19 protein-coding genes are annotated in these 22,205 nt (G+C 67.4%); 9 read left to right on the top strand and 10 right to left on the bottom strand.

The window, feature by feature from the left end; all coding sequences use genetic code 11:
- Positions 1 to 38 precede the first annotated feature (38 nt).
- The 4 genes from BACI349Y_RS04725 to BACI349Y_RS04710 all read right to left on the bottom strand — a co-directional run bounded on the left by BACI349Y_RS04725 (position 39) and on the right by BACI349Y_RS04710 (position 4,986).
- The gene (locus BACI349Y_RS04725; RefSeq protein ID WP_159630908.1) at positions 39 to 1,274 is read right to left on the bottom strand and encodes a fumarylacetoacetate hydrolase family protein; all 1,236 of its coding nucleotides are present in this window, start codon (positions 1,272 to 1,274) and stop codon (positions 39 to 41) included.
- Positions 1,271 to 2,755, bottom strand: a complete 1,485-nt coding sequence (locus BACI349Y_RS04720) for an aldehyde dehydrogenase (NADP(+)) (protein WP_159630906.1) — start codon at positions 2,753 to 2,755, stop codon at positions 1,271 to 1,273. Before BACI349Y_RS04720 ends, BACI349Y_RS04725 begins: the two co-directional genes overlap by 4 nt.
- Positions 2,752 to 4,098, bottom strand: coding sequence for an L-fuconate dehydratase (locus BACI349Y_RS04715; RefSeq protein ID WP_159630904.1), 1,347 nt, complete (start codon positions 4,096 to 4,098; stop codon positions 2,752 to 2,754). The genes BACI349Y_RS04720 and BACI349Y_RS04715 overlap by 4 nt, the downstream gene beginning before the upstream one ends.
- A 165-nt stretch (positions 4,099 to 4,263) precedes the next feature.
- Positions 4,264 to 4,986: a GntR family transcriptional regulator gene (locus BACI349Y_RS04710; protein ID WP_236560719.1), complete on the bottom strand. Its 723-nt coding sequence runs from the start codon at positions 4,984 to 4,986 to the stop codon at positions 4,264 to 4,266.
- A 262-nt stretch (positions 4,987 to 5,248) separates the two neighbouring features.
- On the opposite strand from BACI349Y_RS04710, the gene BACI349Y_RS04705 reads away from it, so the two are divergent.
- Positions 5,249 to 6,580: an MFS transporter gene (locus BACI349Y_RS04705; protein ID WP_159630902.1), complete on the top strand. Its 1,332-nt coding sequence runs from the start codon at positions 5,249 to 5,251 to the stop codon at positions 6,578 to 6,580.
- Between the two features lie 80 nt (positions 6,581 to 6,660).
- Here BACI349Y_RS04705 and pta read toward each other — a convergent pair whose 3' ends face one another.
- Positions 6,661 to 8,817, bottom strand: coding sequence for a phosphate acetyltransferase (gene pta, locus BACI349Y_RS04700; RefSeq protein WP_159630900.1), 2,157 nt, complete (start codon positions 8,815 to 8,817; stop codon positions 6,661 to 6,663).
- A 268-nt stretch (positions 8,818 to 9,085) separates the two neighbouring features.
- On the opposite strand from pta, the gene BACI349Y_RS04695 reads away from it, so the two are divergent.
- From BACI349Y_RS04695 to BACI349Y_RS04675, 5 genes are all read left to right on the top strand, one after another.
- A complete protein-coding gene (locus BACI349Y_RS04695) occupies positions 9,086 to 9,562 on the top strand; it encodes a hotdog fold thioesterase (RefSeq protein ID WP_159630898.1) in 477 nt (158 codons plus the stop codon).
- A gap of 7 nt (positions 9,563 to 9,569) precedes the next feature.
- A complete protein-coding gene (gene paaK / locus BACI349Y_RS04690; protein WP_201302390.1) occupies positions 9,570 to 10,946 on the top strand; it encodes a phenylacetate--CoA ligase PaaK in 1,377 nt (458 codons plus the stop codon).
- 97 nt (positions 10,947 to 11,043) lie between these two features.
- Positions 11,044 to 11,676: a TetR/AcrR family transcriptional regulator gene (locus BACI349Y_RS04685; protein WP_159630896.1), complete on the top strand. Its 633-nt coding sequence runs from the start codon at positions 11,044 to 11,046 to the stop codon at positions 11,674 to 11,676.
- Between the two features lie 103 nt (positions 11,677 to 11,779).
- Positions 11,780 to 12,910: a S1C family serine protease gene (locus tag BACI349Y_RS04680; RefSeq protein WP_159630894.1), complete on the top strand. Its 1,131-nt coding sequence runs from the start codon at positions 11,780 to 11,782 to the stop codon at positions 12,908 to 12,910.
- A gap of 12 nt (positions 12,911 to 12,922) precedes the next feature.
- A complete protein-coding gene (locus tag BACI349Y_RS04675; protein WP_159630892.1) occupies positions 12,923 to 13,228 on the top strand; it encodes a hypothetical protein in 306 nt (101 codons plus the stop codon).
- 93 nt (positions 13,229 to 13,321) lie between these two features.
- On the opposite strand, the gene BACI349Y_RS04670 is transcribed toward BACI349Y_RS04675, so the two are convergent.
- Positions 13,322 to 13,717 (bottom strand): VOC family protein, encoded by a 396-nt coding sequence (locus BACI349Y_RS04670; RefSeq protein ID WP_236560718.1) that lies wholly within the window; start codon positions 13,715 to 13,717, stop codon positions 13,322 to 13,324.
- Between the two features lie 178 nt (positions 13,718 to 13,895).
- Complete coding sequence (paaZ, locus tag BACI349Y_RS04665) at positions 13,896 to 16,007, bottom strand: phenylacetic acid degradation bifunctional protein PaaZ (RefSeq protein ID WP_159630888.1); 2,112 nt, start codon at positions 16,005 to 16,007, stop codon at positions 13,896 to 13,898.
- Positions 16,008 to 16,149: 142 nt separating this feature from the next.
- Between paaZ and BACI349Y_RS04660 the strand changes: the two genes are divergently transcribed.
- Both BACI349Y_RS04660 and BACI349Y_RS04655 read left to right on the top strand, forming a co-directional pair.
- Complete coding sequence (locus BACI349Y_RS04660) at positions 16,150 to 16,584, top strand: PaaI family thioesterase (RefSeq protein WP_159630886.1); 435 nt, start codon at positions 16,150 to 16,152, stop codon at positions 16,582 to 16,584.
- A 99-nt stretch (positions 16,585 to 16,683) separates the two neighbouring features.
- On the top strand, positions 16,684 to 17,391 hold the full coding sequence (locus BACI349Y_RS04655; RefSeq protein ID WP_159630884.1) for a DUF4397 domain-containing protein: 708 nt from the start codon (positions 16,684 to 16,686) through the stop codon (positions 17,389 to 17,391).
- Between the two features lie 80 nt (positions 17,392 to 17,471).
- Here BACI349Y_RS04655 and BACI349Y_RS04650 read toward each other — a convergent pair whose 3' ends face one another.
- Both BACI349Y_RS04650 and BACI349Y_RS04645 read right to left on the bottom strand, forming a co-directional pair.
- On the bottom strand, positions 17,472 to 19,697 hold the full coding sequence (locus tag BACI349Y_RS04650) for a peptidase (protein ID WP_159630882.1): 2,226 nt from the start codon (positions 19,695 to 19,697) through the stop codon (positions 17,472 to 17,474).
- A gap of 96 nt (positions 19,698 to 19,793) precedes the next feature.
- On the bottom strand, positions 19,794 to 20,513 hold the full coding sequence (locus tag BACI349Y_RS04645) for a tyrosine-protein phosphatase (RefSeq protein ID WP_159630880.1): 720 nt from the start codon (positions 20,511 to 20,513) through the stop codon (positions 19,794 to 19,796).
- 176 nt (positions 20,514 to 20,689) lie between these two features.
- Here BACI349Y_RS04645 and BACI349Y_RS04640 point away from each other — a divergent pair, with 176 nt between their 5' ends.
- A complete protein-coding gene (locus BACI349Y_RS04640) occupies positions 20,690 to 21,526 on the top strand; it encodes an SGNH/GDSL hydrolase family protein (RefSeq protein ID WP_159630878.1) in 837 nt (278 codons plus the stop codon).
- On the opposite strand, the gene BACI349Y_RS04635 is transcribed toward BACI349Y_RS04640, so the two are convergent.
- Positions 21,511 to 22,167, bottom strand: a complete 657-nt coding sequence (locus BACI349Y_RS04635; RefSeq protein WP_159630876.1) for a GNAT family N-acetyltransferase — start codon at positions 22,165 to 22,167, stop codon at positions 21,511 to 21,513. The two genes, BACI349Y_RS04640 and BACI349Y_RS04635, sit on opposite strands and share 16 nt — an antisense overlap.
- Between the last annotated feature and the right edge of the window lie 38 nt (positions 22,168 to 22,205).

The raw sequence follows: 22,205 nt of genomic DNA, 5'->3' as shown, positions 1-22,205 counted from the left end.
GCCGGCACCCACCAGGGTGCCGGCGTCGTCCTTTGCCACTAACGGGCCAGACGGGCGCCCTGCCCCTGCCCTAGCTCCTGGCCCTGCGTCGCCAGGTAGTCGAAAAGCTGGCGGAGGCCAAACGTCCAGGCCGGGAGTTCCTCGCACGGGCCCACCCGGTTGACCAGGGCACCGAGGTGGCGGCTGCGGATGGTGACGGTGTCGCCGTGCTTGTGGGTGAAGCCCTGGCCCGGTTCGTCCCGGTCCTGCGTGGGCGCAAAGAGGGTCCCCGTGAACAGCGCGAAGCCGTCCGGATACTGGTGGTGCTTCCCGTAGGTGGCGGCCACGAGTTCCTCGAAGGGCCTGCTGATCCGGGACACACTGTTCCGCCCCTCCAGCAGGTACCCCTCCGGGCCGTCCACGCGGAGCAGGATCTCCTCATCGCGCAGCGTGTCCAGGGTGAAATTCCGGTCGAACAGCCGGATGAACGGCCCCAGGGCGCTGGAGGCGTTGTTGTCCTTTGCCTTGCCCAGCAGCAGGGCGCTCCTGCCTTCCACATCGCGCAGGTTCACGTCGTTACCCAGCGTCGCGCCCACCACGCGCCCGCCGGACGTGGCAATGAGCACCAGCTCCGGCTCCGGGTTGTTCCAGGACGAAAACGACGGGATGCCGATCTCCGCCCCCAGTCCCACTGATGACAGGACCGGCGCCTTGGTGAAGACCTCCGGGTCCGGACCGATCCCCACCTCCAGGTACTGCGACCACAGCCCTTCGGCAAGGAGGACCCGCTTGGCTTCGGCCGCCTCCGCCGATCCGGGCCGCAGGTCGGCGAGGCTTCCGCCCAGGGCCCGGCCCACCAGCTCACGCACTTCAGCAGCCCGTGCGGCGTCGCCCGCGCAGCGTTCCTCGATGACCCGTTCGATCATGCTGTCCACGAACGTGACGCCGCAGGCCTTGATGACCTGGAGGTCGATGGGTGCCAGGAGCCTGGTTTCGGCGGCATCCACCGTCCTGCCGTCCCCGGCCAGGGAGGCATTGACGACGTCGGCCGTCGCCCAGCGGGGTTCGGCCAGGTCTGGATCCAGGAGGGCAGAGCGGACGGCGGCGGCGGGGTCCGGCAGTTCGAGCAGGCCGGAGACCGTGGTGGCCAGACGGTGCAGGTCGAAGACGGTCCCTCCGCTGACGGCCACCACGCGCGGACCGCCCGTTTCACCATCCCAGACCCGGCCGATGAGCAGCGCGGCGTCGGCGTCCTCGGGTAGCACGGAACGGACTGCCGCGGGTGTCGGACTCACTGGTACACCCCCGTCCCGGCCCCGTCACGGGAGGCGTCCGGCGCAGGGTGCCGCCAGACGCCGTCGACCCTTTGCGGGACCTGCCACGGATTGCTGTCCTGCAGGGGTTCGGGCAGCCGCGTTGCGGGGAACGACTGGTACGCCACCGGGCGGAGGAAGCGGCGGATGGCCGCCGTCCCCACGGAGGTGGTGTTCGAGGTGGTGGCCGGGTAGGGGCCGCCGTGGTGCTGGGCGTAACTGACCGTCACACCGGTGGGCCAGCCGTTCCAGAGGACCCTCCCGCTGAGGTCCGCCAGCCGGGCAGCGAGTTCGGAGACGTCGTCGTCCTCTTCTGCCTGCAGCGTGGTGGTCAGCTGACCTTCGAGCAGCGCCGCCAGCTCCGGCAGCTCCGCCTGGTCCTGGTACTCCACCACCAGGCTGGCGGGGCCGAACATTTCCTCTCGCAGCAGCGCGGGGTTCTTTCGGACCTCCTCCGCCGTGGTGCGCAGGACCGTGGGCGCGGGGTGCTCCGCAAAGTCCCCTTCCAGCAGGACTTCCACTCCCCCGCTGTCCCGGAGCGTGGTGACGGCGTCGGTGTAGCCGGCGTGCAGGCGGTCGCTGAGGAGCCGGGCGGGACTGAATCCTGCCAGCGCCTCCCCCAGCTGGTTGCGGAGCTCCTCCGTGTCCCCGGCGGGGACGAACAGCAGCCCGGGCTTGGTGCAGAACTGGCCCATGCCCAGGGTGAAGGAACCGGCATAGCCCTTGATGATCTCCGACCACCGGGCTGACCACGCGCCGGGCGCCACGAAGACGGCATTGATCCCGCCCAGTTCCCCGAAGAATGGGATGGGCTCGGGGCGCGCCGCAATCCTGGTGAGCAGGGCACGGCCGCCGGCGGTGGAGCCGGTGAACCCGATGGCTTTGACCAGGGGGTGGTCAACAAGGGCCTCCCCTGCCTGCCGGCCGGTCACCATGGAGAACAGGCCCGACGGCGCCCCGGCAGCTTCCAGGGCATCGGTCACCACCTGGGCGGTGCGGGCCGCAAGTTCGCGGTGGGCGTCATGGGCCTTGTGCACCACGGAGCAGCCCGCCGCCAGGGCCGAGGCACTGTCCCCGCCCATCACGCTGAACGCGAAGGGGAAATTGGAGGCACCAAATACCCCCACCACGCCGAGGGGCACGTTGTACCGCCGGAGGTCCGGCCGCGGCCCCATGCCCCACGCGGGGTCGTCGTGGTCGATGGTGGCATCGAAGTGCTCGCCGCGGCGGATCTCGTCCGCGAACAGCCGCAGCTGGAAAACGGTGCGCTTGAGCTCGCCCTCCAGCCGCGGGGTGCCCAGGTGGGTTTCCCGGACGGCCGTTTCCACCAGCCCGGAAGCATCCTGCTCCAGCCCGGCGGCGATGGCTTCGAGCCAACCCGCGCGGGTGTTGGGGTCCACGGTCCGGCCCTTTTCAAAGGCGGATGCTGCGGCTTCGACGGCGGCGTTCACTCCTTCGCTCATTGGACCGCTCCGGCAGGGGCCAGGGCTGCACCGGTGACGGCGGCGCGGTCGCCCACTTCTTGCCATCCGGCGCCGTTGGGGAATTCCCAGCGGGTGCGGGAGGCGCTGAGCATCTCCGCGCCGGTGCCGGGCAGTTCCGGTGCGGCATAGCGGCCGTCGACGATCCTGACGGGTTCCGCGAAGTGCTCGTGCAGGTGGTCCACGAATTCGATCATGCGGTTTTCCTGGCTGCGGCCCACCACGGCGTAGTCGAAGAAGGAGAAGTGCTGGACCAGCTCGCACAGGCCCACGCCGCCGGCGTGCGGGCAGACGGGCACCCCGAATTTGGCGGCCAGCAGCAGGATGGCGATGTTCTCGTTGACGCCGGCAACGCGGGTTGAGTCGAGCTGGAGCACGTCGATGGCGCCGGCCTGGAGCAGCTGCTTGAAGACGATGCGGCTCTGCACTGCTTCACCGGTGGCCACCCGGACCGGTGCAACGCCCCTGCGGATCTCGGCGTGGCCCAGGACGTCGTCGGTGCTGGTGGGTTCCTCGATCCAGTAGGGGTTGAATTCTGCCAGCTGATTGACCCACTCGACCGCTTCGGACACCTCCCACCGCTGGTTGGCATCAATGGCAATGGGCAGGCCGCCTACGGCTTCGCGGGCCAGGGCCATGCGCCGGCGGTCGTCATTGATGTCCCCGCCCACCTTGAGCTTGATCATGGAGAACCCGTCGGCTGCGGCCTCCTTGCTGAGCCGGACCAGTTTCTCGTCGCTGTAGCCCAGCCACCCCGGAGAGGTGGTGTAGGCGGGGAAGCCGTCGGCCTTGAGTTCGGCGGTGCGCTGTTCCTTGCCGTCCTGGCCGGCACGGAGGATCTCCAGTGCCTCCTCCGGGCTGAGGGCATCGCGGATATGGGTGAAGTCCACCACGCTGACCAGTTCCTCGGGTGTCATCTCACTGAGGAGGAGCCAGAGGGGCTTGTTTTCCCGGCGGGCACGGATGTCCCACAGGGCGCTGACCAGGGCGCCGCAGGCCATCTGCGTCACGCCCTTTTCGGGGCCCAGCCAGCGGAGCTGGGAGTCATGGATGAGGAGCCGGGAGGCCGCGCCCAGGTCACCGATGAGCTCGTCGATCTCGCGGCCCACCAGCAGACGGGCGTAGGCGTCGATGGCTGAGGTCAGGATTTCGTTGCCGCGGCCGCAGCTGAAAACGAAGCCGTGGCCCTCGTCGCCCGCATCGGTGCGGATTACCACATAGGCGGCCGAGTAATCAGGGTCTACGTTGACCGCGTCGGAACCGTCGAGCTCAAGGGACGTGGGGAAGCGGACGTCCTGGGTGTTGATGGACGTGATGGAAGGCATGGATCTCAACTTTCGGAGCGGAACTGGAGAAGGGAAAGATTCGATTCCTATACGAATTTATAAAATCATATAGGACACGTGATCTACGTCAACCCCCGACCGCGCCGGCCTGCCCCGCAAACGCAGCAGCCCCGGCCGTCCGGGGCCGGGGCAGTTCGTCGAGAGCTAGGTGATGATGTGCGTGCGCGGCGGTCCGCTGTCCTCCAGCGGGGCGAGCTCGACCTCAAAGGCCTGAGCAAAGCGGTCAAAGGAATTGCGGATATGCGTCGTCATGGCCGCCTCCGCCCCCTCCGGATCACACGCCTCGATAGCCTGCCTCACCGCCGTATGCTCAGCCACCGTAATGGCCCCGTCCACATCCGCCGGGTACAGCCGGAAGGTGTGCAGGTGGCAGTGGGTCTGGGCAAAGGCATGCCGGACCACGGGGTTTCCGGAGGCGGCAAGGATGGTGTCGTGGAAACGGGTGTCATGGGCCACCAGGTCCTGCCGGAGGTCCTTGCTCCGCTTCATGGCGCTCCGGAAGCTGCCCAGTTCCTTCTCCAGGGCGCCGGCCGGATTGGCGAGGCGGTCAACAGCGGCCGCGCGGGCCGCCCACGGTTCCACGAGGAGCCGGAATTCAAACAGCGAGCGCAGTTCCGGCAGGTCCAGCAGCGGGGTGGTGCTGTATCCCCGGCCGGGGTTGTAGACCACCAGGTTGTCGCCTTCGAGCCGCTGCAGCACCTCGCGGACGGGAGTCTGGGACACCCCCAGGCTGCGGGCGACGGCGTCAATGTTGATCCGGGTGCCGGGCGCTATCTCGCCTTCCAGGATTGAGGCACGCATCGCCGAATAGACGTCGGGCACGGCGGCCTTGCCGCGGGAGGTTTCGGACGGTTGACGTGGGGGCACGCGGTTACCTCTTGCACTGGTTTGGACTTGCTGCGGAGCGTGGACATGGCCTTTTCGGCCGGGAGTCGCTTGGGGGAATCATAAGCCACACCCCGCCACAGGCTTCATGGATGGGCTTTTTTGGAAGGGCACTTGATCCCGGTCACACTTTCTATATGATTAACCCGATTCCTATACGATTTTGGCGCTGAGATCTTCCGCGTCTCCCCCTCCCGCCCGTGCGCCCCGCACCCGAAGCCATGTATAAGTCGAAGGAGACCGCATGACTACGCTCGGAAGTAAGACCTCCATTACCAATCCATCCCGGCAGCCCCGCCTCATGACCCGCAAGCGCTGGGTCATCATCTGGCTTGCCTTCATCGGCCTCAGCATCAACTACCTTGACCGGTCCAGCCTCAGCGTCGCCCTGCCCTTCATGGGCAAGGACTTCGAGCTCAGCGCCACCCAGCAGGGGCTGATCTTCGCTGCCTTCTTCTGGGCCTACGACTTCTTCCAGCTCGCCGCCGGCTGGTACGTGGACAAGGTGGGCCCCCGCCGCTCCTTCTCCCTGGCCGCACTGTGGTGGTCCGTCTTCACCATGGTGACGGCGGCAGCCTCCAGCTTCTGGTCCCTGTTCGCCGCACGGTTCCTCCTGGGCGTCGGCGAAAGCCCCGCACCCAGCACCGCCGCCAAGGTGGTGGCCACCTGGTTCCCCGTCCGGGAACGCGCCTTCGCCACCAGCATCTGGGACTCCGGGTCACGGGTCGGGGCCGTCATCGCACTGCCCATCGTCACCCTGATTGTCGCCTTCACCTCCTGGCATGCGGTCTTCATCATCATCGGCATCCTTGGAATCATCTGGGCCGCCGTCTGGTGGAAGTACTACCGCAGCCCGGAGGAGCACACCGGCGCGAACGCGGCAGAGATCAGCTACATCCAGAAAGGCGGCGCCCGCGGCGCGGCCAGTGATGACGAAAGCGCAGCCAAGCTGCCCTGGCGTTCGCTCTTCAAGTACCGCACCATCCTCAGCATGATGTTCGGCTTCTTCTGCCTGAACAGCGCCATCTACTTCTTCATCACGTTCTTCCCCAGCTACCTGGTCAAGGAACGCGGCTTCGACCTCCTCAAGCTCGGTTTCTTCGGCGCCATCCCCGGCATCTGCGCGGTCCTGTTCGGCTGGCTCGGCGGATACCTGGCCGACCGCGCCGTCCGCGCAGGCTCACCGGTCAGCAAGGTCCGCAAGACAGCCATCGCCGGCGGCCTGGCCGGCGGCTCGGTCATCATGTTCGCCGCATTGGTTCCGGAAGCCTGGATGGCCCTGGCCCTGCTGTCCGTCGCCTACTCCAGCCTCACGGTGGCCGCGACCGGCATCTGGTCGCTGCCGGCCGACGTCGCCCCCAGCTCCCGCCACGTGGGCTCGATCGGCGGCCTCCAGAACTTCGCCTCGAACCTGGCCGGCATCTTCACGCCCATCCTGATCGGCGTGCTGGTGGACCAGACCGGATCCTTCGTGGCACCGCTGGCCGTGATTGGCGCAATCTCCCTTATCGGCGCGGCCAACTACCTGTTCGTCATCGGCAGGATCGAGCCGCTGAAGGTCAAGGCAGCCGCCTAGGGACCCACTTCCCAGCCCACTAAATGGACGACGCCGGCACCCGCCAAGGTGCCGGCGTCGTCCTTTTTCTGCCTGGTCTCCTAGGAGGCCGGTGCCTCCGCCGTGGCTTTCGCCTGCGCTGGGGACTGTATTTGCACTGGAGCCTGCGCTGGGGCCTGTGTTTGCGCTGGGGACTGGGCCTGGATGGCCGTGATGGCCACCGTGTTCACGATGTCCTCCACCGTGCAGCCGCGGGAGAGGTCGTTGACCGGTTTCCGCAGCCCCTGCAGGACCGGCCCCACCGCCACGGCCCCGGAGCTCTGCTGCACGGCCTTGTACGTGTTGTTGCCGGTGTTCAGGTCCGGGAAGATGAACACCGTGGCCTGGCCGGCCACGGAGGAACCCGGCATCTTGGACGCGGCGATGGAGGCGTCCACGGCGGCGTCGTACTGGATGGGGCCTTCCACGGCGAGGTCCGGGCGGCGCTCGCGCACCAGTTCGGTGGCCTGCCGCACCTCGTCCACGGCCTCGCCCGCGCCGGAGCCGCCGGTGGAGTAGGACAGCATGGCCACCCGCGGTTCCACCCCAAATTGGGCGGCCGTCTCGGCCGAGGCCAGGGCAATGTCGGCCAGCTGCTCCACGTTCGGGTCCGGATTGACGGCGCAGTCGCCGTAAACCAGCACCCGGTCCGGCATCAGCATCAGGAACACCGAGGACACGATCTTCACGCCCTCGCGCGTCTTCACGAACTCCAGGGCCGGCCGGATGGTGTGCGCCGTGGTGTGGGCGGCACCGGACACCATCCCGTCCACCACGCCCAGCTGGACCATCATGGTGCCGAAGTAGCTGACGTCCTGCATAATCTCCAGCGCCTTGGGCAGGTCCACGCCCTTGTGCGCCCTCAGCTCCGCGTACTTCTCGGCGAACTTCAGCCGCAGGTCGGAGGTGGCGGGGTCGATGACAGTGATGCCGGACAGGTCGATGCCGTTGGCGGCTGCCAGCTCCCGGACGTCGGACTCCGGGCCCAGGAGCGTCAGGTCGCAGACGTCGCGGCGGTGCAGGATCTCGGCGGCCCGCAGGATCCTTACGTCCGTCCCCTCCGGGAGCACCACGTGGCGGCGCTGGGCCCGGGCCCGCTCGATCAGGTCATGCAGGAACCGCAGCGGCGTCATCCGTTCCGCCCGCGGCAAATGCAGCCGCTCCACCAGCTCGGCCTCGTCCACCCGACGGGACCAGAGGCCCAGCGCGGAGGCCACCTTGCGCCGGTGCCCCGACCAGATTTCGCTGCGCACCTCTGACACCCGGCGGGCCGTCTGGTAGGTGTCCTCGTCCGCGGCAAAGACAGGGAACGGCGCCTGTGCCAGGAGCGGGTAGATGTTGGCGTCCGGGGCCAGGCCACCGGTGAGGATAAGCGCCGACGCCACCGGAAATTCGGGCGAGAAGGACGAGGCCAGGCACGCCACCATCACGTCCGCCCGGTCCCCCGGCACGATCACCAGGGCGCCCTCGTCCAGCACGTTCAGGAAGTTGCCAACGTTCATCGCGGCAACCTTGATGTCCTTGACGTCCCGCTCCATGTCCGGCGTTCCCGCTATCTGGCGGACGCCCAGCGCCGCAGCCACTTCCCCGGTGGTGGGGCGGGCGATCTCCTCCAGCTCCGGCAGGATGTACACCGGGCGGCCGGAAGCGCCGGGTTTCAGGGCAGCCGCGATGGCGTCCAGGTCGCTGGCGCTGGCCCTGTTCACCATGATGGCCAGCAGCGCACACCGTTCGGCGGCCAGTTCCTTGCGGGCAACTTCGACGGCGGCAGCGGTCTCAGGGACGGTCCGCCCCTTGGCGCCCACCACGGCCACAACGGGCGTGGCCAAGTTGTTCGCCAGCCGGGCGTTGAGGTCGAACTCGACGGCGGAGTCCTGGCCCACCAGGTCAGTGCCCTCCACGATCACCACGTCGCAGTGGCGCGCGATGTCGGCGAAAATCTCCACGCACCGGGCATCAATTTCCGCCCGGTTTCCTTCCGCGAGGAGAGTGCGGACCTCGTCGTAGGTCAGGCCGCCGCGGCATCGCTCGTCATCCAAGGCGAACCGGGCCTTCATCAGGGCCACCATGGGGTCATCGGCAGCCGAGGGCCCGTGGACCACCGGTTTGAAGAAGCCGATCCTGTCCGCGTGCCGGTGAAGGGTGTCCGCCAGGCCAAGGGCCACAAGGGACTTGCCCGAGCCGGGGGTCGTTGCGCTGACGTAGATGCCTTTGGCCATGGTCCGCCCTTTGCTGTTCTTGCTGGTGCCGGTATCCCCATCCTTGCACTTCGAGGCCGTGCACGGGGCGCCTGACCCAGCGTCGACTGCTCCGTAACTGCCGTTTTGAGCGCTGAAAACGGCAGTTACGCAGCAATCGATGAAGGGGCGCCCCGGCCGCGCAAAGTGTGTCCCGGCGTCGCGCCTTATCCCGCCTCCCCTTGACACCGGACCCCCTCATGGGATTACCTAATGAACATTCGGTAAATAAAGCTGGAGGCAATGACGCATGGCTGAAACGACACTTTCCGGGGCCACCCACCCCATCCTGGAAAACGACTACGCCTCCGAATGGATGGGGATTGAGGTCCTCGCCCTCAGCGACGGCCACGCCACCATCCGGATGACGCTCCGGCAGGAAATGCTCAACGGCTTCGGCATGGCCCACGGCGGAATGATCTTCGCCTTCGGCGACACCGCCTTCGCTCTCGCGTGCAACCCCATCCACCCTGCACCCGGCGAGGAAGGCACCATCACCGTCGCTTCCGGCGTCGACATCAACTTCCTCAAGCCCGCCTTCCGGGGCCAGGTGCTCACCGCAGTGGCCGACCGCCGCTCCAGCGCCGGCCGCAGCGGCCTGTACGACATCCAGATCTTCGCCGCCGACGCCGCTGCGCCGGCCGCCGAAGGCCAGCCCAGTTCCAGCACCCCGGGCGAGCTCATCGCCGAGTTCCGCGGACGCAGCCGCACCATCCCCAAGAAGTAGGAAAATCATGACCCTGCATGCCCCCGAAACCCCCGCCGCTGCCGTTTCCACCCAGGACACCGCTGCCGGAATCGACCCTGGCCTGGACCGCGAGGAAACCATCTCCCGCGACGAGCTCGAAGCCCTCCAGCTCAGCCGGCTGCAACACACCGTGGCCTACGCCTACGAGCGGGTCCCGCTGTACAAGCGCAAGTTCGACGAGGCCGGCATCCACCCCAACGACCTGCGTGAACTCGAGGACCTGGGCAACTTCCCCTTCACCACCAAGGACGACCTGCGGGAGGAATACCCGTTCGGCATGTTCGCGGTGCCGCAGAATGAAGTGGCCCGGATCCACGCCAGCTCCGGCACCACCGGCCGGCCCACCGTCGTCGGCTACACCAAGCAGGACCTGGCCGACTGGGCCAAGCTGGTGGCCCGCAGCTTCCGCGCCTCCGGCATCCGCCCCGGCATGAAGGTCCACAACGCCTACGGCTATGGCCTGTTCACCGGCGGCCTGGGCGCCCACGCCGGCGCGGAAGCCCTGGGCTGCACCGTGATCCCCATGTCCGGCGGCCAGACCGAACGCCAGATCCAGCTGATCCAGGACTTCAAGCCGGACGCCATCCTGGCCACACCCACCTACCTGCTCACCATCGCCGACGCCATGGCACACATGGGCATCGACCCCGCCTCCACCTCCCTGAAGTTCGCCGTGCTCGGCGCCGAGCCGTGGACCCAGGAGATGCGGCACGAGCTCGAGGTCATGATGAACATCAAGGCGTGCGACATCTACGGCCTGTCCGAGGTCATGGGCCCGGGTGTCGCCGGCGAGTCCGTGGAAACCCAGGACGGCAGCCACATCTGGGAGGACCACTTCCGCCCCGAAATCATCGACGCCTTCAACCCCGTGGCGGGCAAGGAGAACGTCCTGCGCGACGGCGAGCACGGCGAGCTGGTCTTCACCTCGCTCACCAAGGAAGCGCTGCCGATCATCCGCTACCGCACCAAGGACCTCACCCGCCTGCTGCCCGGCAGCGCCCGTCCGGCGCACCGCCGGATGGGCCGCATCACCGGCCGCAGCGACGACATGATCATCCTGCGCGGCGTGAACCTGTTCCCGTCCCAGATCGAGGAAATCGCCCTCCGCATCCCCGAGCTGAGCCCGCACTTCCAGCTCGAACTGACCCGTCCGGAAGGGCAGCGGATGGACCAGTTGACGGTCCGGATCGAACGGCGGGACGCGGTCACCGTTGAGCAGAGCACGACGGCGGCACGCACCCTGAAGGAGCAGATCAAGATCCACGTGGGTTCTTCGTGCACCGTGAACGTGGTGGAGCCGGGCTCGCTGGAGCGGTCCAACGGCAAACTGCGCCGCATCTACGACATGCGGCCGAAGGCGTAACGGAAGATGCTGCCGGGCACAGCCGATGCCGGCCGGGCTGCTGCCCGGCCGGCGCCGGCTCCCGGACCGACCGACCGTTCGTGAGAAACTAGCCACTATGCCCAGCACCACCGAAACTTCCAGCCCCGGCGCAGCCAACGGAACAGCAAAGCGCGGCCGCCCCGGCTACGACCAGCAGTCCGTGCTGCGCATCGCCGTCGACGTCTTCAACCGCCATGGCTACGACGCCACCTCCATGGGGATCCTGGCGGACAACCTGGGCATCTCCAAGTCCGCCATCTACCACCACGTGCCGTCCAAGGGCGACCTCCTCAAGCTTGCCCTTGACCACGCCCTGGGCGGCCTTGAGGCCATCCTCGAGCAGCCGGAGGCCACTTCAGGGGCTGCCGACGCCCGGCTGGAGTTCGTGCTCCGGCAGACGGTGGCCGTGCTGGTGGACCGCCTGCCATTCGTCACCCTGCTGCTGCGACTGCGGGGCAACACGGAAATTGAACGGGACGCCCTGGAACGCCGCCGGACCTTCGACCACAAAGTGGCCGTACTGATTTCCGCCGCGCGCGATGAGGGCTCGCTCCGCCAGGACATCGATCCCCGGACCGTCACCCGTCTCCTGTTCGGCATGATCAACTCGATCGTGGAGTGGTACAAACCGGGCGGCTCCCTCTCCCCGCAGCGGCTTGCGGACGACGTCATCACCATGGCGTTCGACGGCCTCCATGCGGACGTGTAGGGCGCGCATCCACGCGTCCGCGGGCAACTAATAAGCGTGCTTGGTATTTGGCGGGCTCCCCGGCTACGGTGGTAGAAAGCCATCGTCCGCAGGGAGGTCCTGAATGAGCCAGGCCAATGATCCACGGCGTTCATGCCGGCCCCGGACAGTACTCGCGGGCGGACTCCTGACCGCAGCCCTGGCACTTAGCGGCTGCACCGGCTCGCCTGCTCCCCCAACCCCTGGCACCTCCTCCCCAGGCCAGCCATCGCCGTCGGCCCCGGCCTCCGGGACTTCCGCTTCGGCAGCGCCAACCGCCGGCGCAGGCCCGGACTCCGGAACCGCAGCCGGCAACCTGCCCCAGCTCGTGGAAAACCTCTCCCCATCAGTGGTCACCATCTTCACCCAGGGCGGCCTGGGCAGCGGCGTGGTCTACTCCGCCGACGGACTGATCCTCACCAACGAGCACGTGGTCCGGGGCGCAACCACCGTGGAGGTCGGATTTGCCGACGGGCAGCGCGTGGAAGGGACAGTCAAAGCAAGCGACGCCGTGACGGATCTGGCCCTGGTGCAGGCCAAGCGCACCGGCCTGCCGAAACCCACGTACCAAAGCACCCTGCCCAAGGTAGGCGAAGGCGCACTGGTCCTGGGTTCCCCGCTCGGATTCGAGAACACGGCCACCGCAGGCATCATTTCCGGGCTGCACCGTTCCATTCCAGGCTCCGCATCCAACAGCCTCGCCCTGGTGGACCTCATCCAGACGGACGCACCCATCAGCCCCGGCAACTCCGGCGGTGCCGTGATCAACATGCGCGGCGAGGTGATCGGCATCAGCGAGGCGTACATCCCGCCGTCAGCCGGGGCGGTCTCCCTTGGCTTCGCCATCCCGGCCGCCACCGCAATAGACGTGGCGGAGGAACTGCTGGCCAACGGCACCGCCAAGCACGCCTACCTGGGCCTCACCCCGGGCGAACTGACGGCCCAGATCGCCGCCCAGCTGGGCATCCAGGGAGGATCCGGAGTGGTGGTCCTCGCCGCGGACACGGACGGCCCGGCAGGCAAGGCAGGAATCCGCCCCGGGGACGTCCTGCAGTCCATGGAGGGCGTTGAGCTCACCACGCCCGAAAAGCTCCTGGCGGAACTGCGCAAGCGTAACCCCGGCGACACCGTAGGCTTCAAGGTCAAGCGGGGCGACCAAAACCTGGATATCAAGGTTGACCTCACCGACCGGCCTGCCACTACAACCACCCGATAGGAAGGAAGAAACATGAGCCACCCCAAGGAAGAACCGGACGCAGGATACATCGTCCCAGACCCGTCCAAGCTCCGTGAGGACATTCCCGGCGACGCCGGCGACGAGGCCAACGCGATCCGCTTCAGCGAGGAGCAGGCCCTGATCGAGGAACAGTCGCACGGCATCCGCCCCGACACCTACAGCGTTCCGGCAGGCGGCCCCACCATGGACGAGGCCCGCGGCAACATGGACCTCTCGGACCGCAGCGAAGAAGGCCGCGGCACCGGACGCGAGGATGACAGCAGCGACGACGGCCTGCACGGCGGCGCCGAAAGCTGACCTCCGGACAGAGACAAGCAGCAGGGGTGCCCCGATCCGACCCGGGCACCCCTGCTGCTGTGTTTAACGGCGGAGCCGCGTTTGCCGGGAGGCCTAGACCTGGTACTCCAGCTTCCCGCTCAGGTTCTCGTGGACGCACAGAATGTTGTGCTCGGTGTCCATGAACCACGCGCACTTTTCCGAGCCGGTAGTGCAGATATGGTTCTCCGTCTTGAGGTTGGGCAGGTCGTAGTCCTGGAAAATGACGCCCCGTGCCTCCATGTCACGGACGGTTTCCTCGATATCGGCGACCTCAAAGCTCAGCGCGGTATGGTACGAGTGCCTGCCATCCGAGACCGGCATCAGCTGCAGCAGCGGACCGCCGTCGGCGCCGAGCAGTTCGCTTCCGTCCTCCGTTTTGCCACGGTGCGGGAGTCCCAGCTTTTCCGTGTAGAAACTGCGGGCGCGGGCTGCATCATCAACCGGCAGGATGGTTGTGGCTGTGTTCATTCTCAGGGTCATTGGGCCACCTCCTACGGGCAGAATCCTACGCCCGGCAGGCCCAAAAAGAACCGGCCAAACGCCCCATCACTTCCCGCCCACCAAACCCAAATGCCCCATCATTTTCCTCAGGGAAGTGATGGGGCGTTTGGGAAAAACCGGCGGTAAGTGATGGGGCGTTAGGGGTTTACTTCTCGACCAGGGTGAGGACGTCGTAGGTGGCCACGATCTCGTCGTTCTGGTTGGTCAGGACAGCGTCCCAGGCCACCTCACCGTATTCGTCGGTTTCGCGCGGGGTGATCTTCTTGGCGGTGAGGGTCACCCGGATGGAGTCGCCGGCGGCCACCGGGGTGATGAAGCGAAGGTTCTCCAGGCCGTAGTTGGCAAGGACAGGGCCCGGTGCAGGCTCCACGAACAACCCGGCGGCCCAGCTCAGCAGCAGGTAGCCGTGTGCCACGATGCCCGGGAAGAACGGGTTGGCTTCCGCTGCCTCCTGATTGGTGTGGGCGTAGAACGTGTCGCCGGTGGAGTGGGCGAACGCGCTGATGTCCTCCAGGGTGACCTGCCGCAGGTCGGAACGGACGGCGTCGCCGATCCGCAGGGTGGACAGGTGCTTCCGGAACGGATGCGCGCCCTCGGTCTCCACGGTGAAGTTGCGGTCGGCCCCGGTGTGCCACACACCGGTGACCGCGGTGAGCATGTTCGGGGAGCCCTGGATGGCGGTCCGCTGCATGTGGTGCAGCACGGACCGGATGCCGCCCAGTTCCTCGCCGCCGCCCGCGCGTCCGGGGCCGCCATGGACCAGGTGGGGAACGGGTGAGCCGTGGCCGGTGGAGGACCGGGCGTCCTCGCGGTTCAGCATCAGGACGCGGCCGTGGTGGGCCGCGATGCCGGTGACCAGCTCGCGGGCCGCCTCGGGATCGTTGGTGCACACCGAGGCCACCAGTGAGCCGCCACCGCGGGCGGCGAGGCGTACGGCGTCCGCCAGGTCCTTGTAGCCGATGACGGAGGATACCGGCCCGAACGCCTCAAGCGAGTGGATGGCTTCTGCTTCGGGGTTGTCCCAGTTCAGGACCACGGGTGCCATGAAAGCCCCACCGTCCACTACCCCGGTGGTTCCGTCGGCGGAGGTGACCGACGGCGAATCGAGCGTTCCGTACGCCAGCTCACCGCCGGCGTCGAGCATTGACTGCACGGCGGCACGGACGTCCTCCAGCTGTTCCACGGACGCGAGGGCGCCCATGGTGACGCCTTCGCCGCGGGGGTCGCCCAGGACCATGCGCTCGGCGATGCGCTTGCCGATGGCTGCGGACACGGCGGGCACCAGTTCCTGCGGCACGATGGCCCGGCGAATGGCGGTGCATTTCTGGCCGGCCTTGACGGTCATCTCGGTGACCACGGACTTGACGAAGGCGTCGAATTCCGGGGTCCCCTCCACGGCGTCGGGGCCCAGGATGGCAGCGTTCAGGGAGTCGGTCTCGGACGTGAACCGGACGCCGCCCTCGACCACGTTCGGGTGGGACTTGAGGGACTTGGCCGTGGAGGCGGACCCGGTGAACGCCACCAGGTCGCGGTAATCCAGTACATCCAGGAGCCCGCGGACGGAACCGGAGATGAGCTGCAGCGAACCCTTGGGCAGGATGTTGGACTCAACGATGGCCTTGACCACGGCGGCGGCAACATAGCCAGTGGGGGTGGCCGGCTTGACGATGGTGGGGACGCCGGCCAGGAAGGCGGGGGCAAACTTCTCCAGCATGCCCCAGACCGGAAAGTTGAAGGCGTTGATCTGAACCGCGACGCCGGGGATGCGGGTGTAAATGTGTTCGCCGGCGAAGGAACCGTCCTTGGACAGCACCTCCATGGGGCCGTCCACCACCACCTGGGAGTTGGGCAGCTCGCGCCGGCCCTTGGAGCCGAAGGTGAAGAGGACGCCGATGCCGCCGTCGATGTCCACCATGGAGTCGATCTTGGTGGCGCCGGTCTGGAATGAGAAGTTGTAGAAGTGCTCACGGCGGGCGTTGAGGTACTGCGCCAGCTCCTTGAGCTTGAGGGCGCGCTGGTGGAAGGTCAGCTTGCCGAGTTCAGTCTGGCCGGTGGTGCGGCCGTACTCCACGACGGCGGCGAGGTCCAGGCCTTCCGTACTCACCTTGGCCAGGACCTCCCCCGTGCTCGCATCCCGGACGGGGACCGCGGAAGCCGAGGAGCCGGCGTCGGGCGTCCACCATGCGTCCATGACGAAGCTGGGCACTGTCTCCACGGTGTCGACCGTGGCCTGGGGAGCTGTGGCTGTGGTGGTCATCGTTGACGGTCCTTCCAACAAGGGGGCAGGCAAACAGGGCGGCCATTACTGACCGTCCGTTCGGTAATATATTCACCATACATGAAGTGCCGTGCTGCACACTAGAAGGCCAGGACCGAATTGGCCACCCAAAGGAGAACGCATGAACGCCCCGTCGCCCCAGGATGCTTCCGATAACCAGCATGAGCTCTGGAAAATCACCCTCGGGGAGCTGGACGAGAAGATGGGCGTAAAAATCCTGGAGGAGTCAGTGGAGCGCGTGGTGGCCACCATGCCCGTGGAGGGCAACCGGCAGTCGTTTGGGCTGCTGCACGGCGGCGCCTCGCTGGCCGTGGGCGAGGCGGTGGGGTCCTGGGCGGCCGTCATCCACGCGAGCACCATGGGCAAGACGGCGGTGGGCGTTGACGTTTCCGCCACGCACCACCGTTCCGCACGCGAGGGCCAGGTGACCATTACCGCCACGCCCATCCACCTGGGCGGGACGCTGACCACGCACGAGGTGCTCATCACCAACGAGGCCGGCCAGCGGCTGTGCACGCTGCGCATCACCAACCTGCTGATGAAGCGAAAAAACTGAAAAAAATCCCCGGCTGTGCATCCATGGGCGGCCTTCCAGAGGTATTAAGCGTGTCAGCATCACCAGCCCGGATACCGGGCATCCCCCAAGGAGTTCGACATGCGCAAAATAACCTACGCCGCCGGAGCACTTTCCCTAGCTGCTTCACTGGCCTTCGCCGCTCCCGCCCAGGCCGGCAACTGGCACCACGATGACGACCCCGCCCTGCTGTCCGTCCTGCACGGGGTACCCGGCCTGACTGTGGATGTCTGGGTGAACGGCGAGCTCACCCTTGATGACTTCACGCCCGGCACCCTGGCCGGACCGCTGGAACTGGCCGCCGGCGATTACCAGATCGCCATCACCGCTTCGGACGCCACCAGCGCCGACAATCCGGTGATCGGCCCGGTGGATGTGCAGCTCGACGAGGGCCGCAATTACACGGCAGTGGCGCACCTTGACGCCGGCGGAGCCCCCACGGCGACCCTCTTCACCAACGACACCAAGGCCCCCGGCAATGACACGAAGGGCAAGCTGACGGTCCGGCACGTCGCCGCAGCGCCCGCGGTGGACGTACTGGCCGGCGGAACCGCCGTAATTGAAGGCCTCAGCAACCCGGACGAGGCAACCCTGAAGCTGAAGGCCGGCACGGTTTCAGCCTCGGTGGCAGCGGCAGGGACCACCGACCCCGTGATCGGCCCTGCTGACATCACCGTCGAAGCCGGGAAGAACACCATCGTCTACGCCTGGGGAAGCCTGGCGGACGGCACGCTGGACGTGGCTGTCCAGATGGTTGACGGCAAAGAGACGTGCGGCGGGCGCCACTGAGGCTAACGCAACCGGGAGGCGCGAAGCGCCATTCCCTCGGCATCGCTACGGGCCGGTCCTTGTAGGCCGGCCCGTAGCGGCTACCGGGAAGGCCGCCGGTTCCGCCGGCGGACAAGCACCGTCAGCAGAATCCCGACGGCGAGGACGCCCGCGGCAGCAGCCGTTGCGGGGATGAGCCCGGCTGATCCCGTGTAGGCCAGGCCGCCGCCGGCGCGATCACCGTTTCCGCCCGTGTTGGCAAGGCCCGCAGGAGCGCTGGCAGCGGGGCTGGTTGCCGGCGGAAGTACGACGACGGGACTCGCCGACGGCGGGGCAGGCGACGGGTCTGCTGGGGCCGGGTCGGTCGCGGCCGGGGTGATCGGGTCGGTCGCGGCCGGGGCGGGTGTGGCCGGGGCAATGTTGCCTGGTGCGGGGCTTGCCGGTGGCTCAGTCGGTGCGGGGCTTGCCGGTGGCTCAGTCGGTGCCGGGCTTGCCGGCGGGGCGGGCGGTGCCGCTGCAGCGGACGCAAACTCAAAGCTGTTGGCACCCGACCGGCTGTACCCGTTCACGGTTTCTGCCGTGAAGCGCAGCGTGTCCGTACCCTGCGGAGCCGTGAAACTCCATGTCCCGTCGTTATGCACGGGGACCTCGAACGGTTCCTTAGCCTGGAACGTGACCCGGACCGTGGATCCGCCGGCGACCGCAGATGCCGGAGCAGCGGGAACCTGGCCGCTGATCACCTGGCCCGACTGGTAGGCCTTCCCGGGTGCGGGGGCCGTGACGGCAGGCTTGTTGAGGAATACTTCCAGCTGGTAGCCGGGCAGCACGGCAAGGGCATCCTCCAGGGTGGCTGCAATGGCCCGCGTCTGGACGCCGTTCTGGCTTTCGGCACCGGTGTGCGTACCAACGGCAAAGTTGCCGCTGATCCACGGGCCGCCGGAGTCGCCGCCCGCCGACGTGACCGTCGATGAATCGAAGGCACGGACCGGCCGGAGGTCGTTGTCGTAGTTGGGCGGAACACTCTTTTGGCCCGGCATCATCCAGATGCCCACCGCATCGACCGTGCCGCACTTCCAGCCGGACGTCCGTCCGGACCTGCAGACGTCCTGGCCCTGGAAGGGCGCTATGGTTCCCACGATCCTGACAGGATCGGGCGTCCTGGAATTGCCCCAGGTAGTGGTGGAAGGCTCAGGGTTCACGGAAGGCGCGATGTCCTGGATGACGGCGATGTCGGTCCCAGCCACGGATCCGTCTGCCGCTGCCGAGTTCCCGGGGCCGCCGAACTGGCTGAACCCGAAGCTGCCCAGGGGTGACAGCGGAGGCAACGGCTGAGGCGTCAGGGCGCCGGGCCCGCTCGCGGGCGCCCACCCGGGAGGTTCCACTGACGCCTGCCGCGCCAATCCATCCCTGGCACAGTGTCCGGCGGTCAGGACGAGCGGCAGCCCGGCCGGACTGAATGCGCTGAAACCGGCTGAACAGATGGCGGCGCTGTCCACGTAGTATCCCTGGCCGCCGAGGAGGTCCCCCTCGGTCTTGAGGGAAGCACCCTTCTCCAGTTTCACGTTGGCGTACCGCGCGACGAACTGTGCCGGCGTCATTTTGCCGGTTCCGGACGGCTGGCCGGCGGAAGGAACCGGGTCCGGCTGGTTGCCCGGGGTCCCGGACTCTGCGATGTTGACGGGCCCGGTCCGGATGACGAAATGACCGTCGGTGTAGGCAACCGCCTGGAGGCCCTGGGTGCCAACGTCGCGGACATAGGCCTTGTACAGCTGGTCGAGGTCGGCTGCGACCAGCCCGTTCGTCGGCGGAGGTGTGTCCTTGACCGCCGGGGAGGCGGTGGGGACAGCCGGCGTGGCCGGGAGGGTGACCGTCGGGGGAACCAGTACAAAGGCGGCCGGGCCGGAGCGGTTCAGTTCATCCACCGCGGCCTGAAGCTCCGGACCGTCGCCTTCCACCCTGATGTTGCCGGCTTTCAGGCTGATGCCAACGAAGCCAGGCAAGGCCCGAAGGGTGGGCGCGGCGCCGGCGGCCCGCCGGCCGAGTTCACCGGCAGCATTGAATTCGGCCACGCTGATGCCAAGATCCCGGCGAAGCGCTTCAGCAAGGCCTGCCTCGGAGGGTCCACCCGCGTTGACAGGAGCAGTCGGGGCGCCGGAAACCGCCTCGTTGCCCGTAGCCGTGCCGGCGGCGCCGGAGCCCTGGGGCGCAGGAGCCACCATGGGGCTGCTAGTTGTGGCCGGCGCCGGAACAGCCACTGCGGGGCCGGCAGCCAACCCGGACGACAGCACTACGGCGGCTATGGCTCCTGTCGCGGAGATTCTCTTCATGGGGGTTCGCCGTTCCACTCATCCGCGCCTGCGTGCAGGCGCCCTGCGACCGCGGCCGCCGACATCAAATATCAACAGCCACATCAGTAACTTAAGTCACAAGGGTATCTTTCGGCATGCCAAGGCGGAAACGGAATCCAGCTCCGCTTCCCGCAACCCGTGCGCCAGGAGATAGCCACGGGTTCCGAGGTCACGGACAAATGACACCACCGCGAGCCCGCGCCGTTCCAGCAGGGGCTCAAGCTCCGGCCCGGTCAGGTACCGCTCCCGGCCGTGCGGCGGACCATGGGTGCGGTAGCGCTCGTTGATCCCGCGGGCCGCCCGCCGGTAGCCCTCGGCAATAGCCTCGTCCGAGTCACCAGCCAGGTCCTGGACCATGGCCGCGATCAAACCGCTCCGGTCACGGCCGGCGGCGCAGTGCAGCACCACATCCCCTTTGGGCGCGGCGAGGGCAATGGCCCGGAAGACGCCCACCAGTTTTTCCGGGAAAAGGCGCGCATTCTCGGCGTAGTGCGCGGGGTCGTTCAGGTAGGGACCGGTGACGGCGGTAAACCGCGGATCCTCCGGTTCCTCCGTGGGTGCCTGCACCACGTCGATGCCCGCCCAGGCCGCGGCCGGCACCTCGGGGTCATTGCTCCGGCGCCGCGCCTCAACTGCGTTGCGGAGATCGACGACGGTGCGGACGCCGTCGTCGAACGCCTCTTTCCACCCCGCTGCGGTGAGCCACTCGCGGCGTCCCATCCGGTAAATGCCGCCCGAAATGCGCCATGCGTTTACAGCTCCATCCCAGTCCACGGACGTGCCCTTCTTGCTCATCCGCACAGCTAACCACACGCCCCTGAACGGCGCACTGCACAGCAGCGGACATTTCACCAGGGCACAAAGGCCTGCTGACCGCCGCGCAGGGTGGCAATACTGTGGCACCTACGTACCTGCCCGCGGTGTCCAATGAGGTCATTGTTCAAAGAGGTAACTGTTCAAAGGGGAAATTCATGGCAAGTCCAGCAGTACAGCGGCGCCGTCCGGCTTTCGCAGCCGCCCTCGCAGCCCTGGCAATCACCGCCGGCATGGCAGCGGCCCCGGCCCAGGCCGTGGACAAAGAGAAATACATTGCCCTGGGGGATTCCTATGCCGCCGGACAAGGGGCCGGTCCCTACCTGGACAGCTGCTATCGCAGCGACAACGCCTATTCCGAGCTGGCAGACGTGGACAAAACCGTGCAGCTGGTGGTCAATGCTGCGTGCAGTGGGAAGACCACCTGGGATGTGGTGAACACCCAGCTTCGCCAGCTGAACAAGAGCACGGAACTGGTGACCATTACGGCGGGAGGCAACAACCTGGGCTTCGGCCAGATCATTACCTCCTGCGGTGCTGCTCTTTCTGATCACGCGGCAGCCCCTGCCTGCGACGCGGCTACGTCCGCCGCGGCGGCAATGATCGGGAGCGGGCAGCTCACCCGCGACGTCATCTCGATGATCCAGAGTGTCAAGGCCGCAGCCCCCAATGCCAGGATCGTTGTCACGGGATACCCGTACCTCTACAATCCGGTGGCCCCGAACCCCGCGGATCCACTGTCCCTGTTCATCAACCAGGCCACCCTTCTGGCGGACGGCCTGGACGCCTCCATCGCAGCGGCCGCCGCTGCCACCGGGGCGCAATACGTCGATGTCAGGGCCGCGTTTGCCGGGCACGGCGTCAACTCCGCAGATCCCTGGATCAACTTGGACCTTGCCAACCCCGCAAGCCCGGACAACTTCCATCCCAACGCCGCGGGCTACCAGGCCTACTTCACTGCGCTGAGCAGTTCGGGCGTCTACTCCGCTCCCTGAGCACGGTCAGCGCCCGGGGTGCGCTCCGCACCCTGGGCGCGGCGGGCCAGCCGGTATTCCAGCCCGGCGCGGACGGCCGGCCATTCGTGCTCCAGGATGGAGAACACCACCGTGTCCCGGAGGGTTCCATCGCTGGTCCGTGAATGGCTGCGGAGCACACCGTCCTGCTTGGCGCCCAACCGGGCAATGGCTTCCCGCGACTGATGGTTCAGCCAGTGCGTGCGGAACTCCACGGCGGGGCAGCCCAGCGCCTCGAAGGCATGCCGGAGCAGCAGGAGCTTGGAGTCGGGGTTGGTCCCTGTCCCCTGCACCGAGGCCGCATTCCACGTGGAGCCGATTTCCACGCGGGGCGTGGCGGCGTCGATGTTCATGTACGTGGTCATGCCGATGATGCGGCCCGGGCCACCTGTGCCCGGATCAATCAGCCGGGTGGTGAAAGGCAGCATGGATCCCTGTTCCTGCAGGGTCAGGCGGCGCCTGATCTCCGCCGCCATGGCGTCCGGCGCGGGCACCGACGTGTACCAGAGCTTCCAGAGTTCGCCGTCGCTGGCTGCGGCCAGCAGGCCGTCGTGGTGTTCCTCAGCGAGCGGCTCCAGGATTACGTGGCGGCCGGTCAGGGTAAGGGGTTCAAGGAAAGTCACTGCACCAGCCTAGGCCCGCCGGCCGCGGGGGTTACGCT

It is taken from the genome of Arthrobacter sp. 8AJ (assembly GCF_902506025.1).
GTDB lineage: Bacteria > Actinomycetota > Actinomycetes > Actinomycetales > Micrococcaceae > Arthrobacter.
The sequence above is the reverse complement of the archived record's forward strand: the minus strand, read 5'-3'. Positions and strand labels throughout refer to the sequence as shown.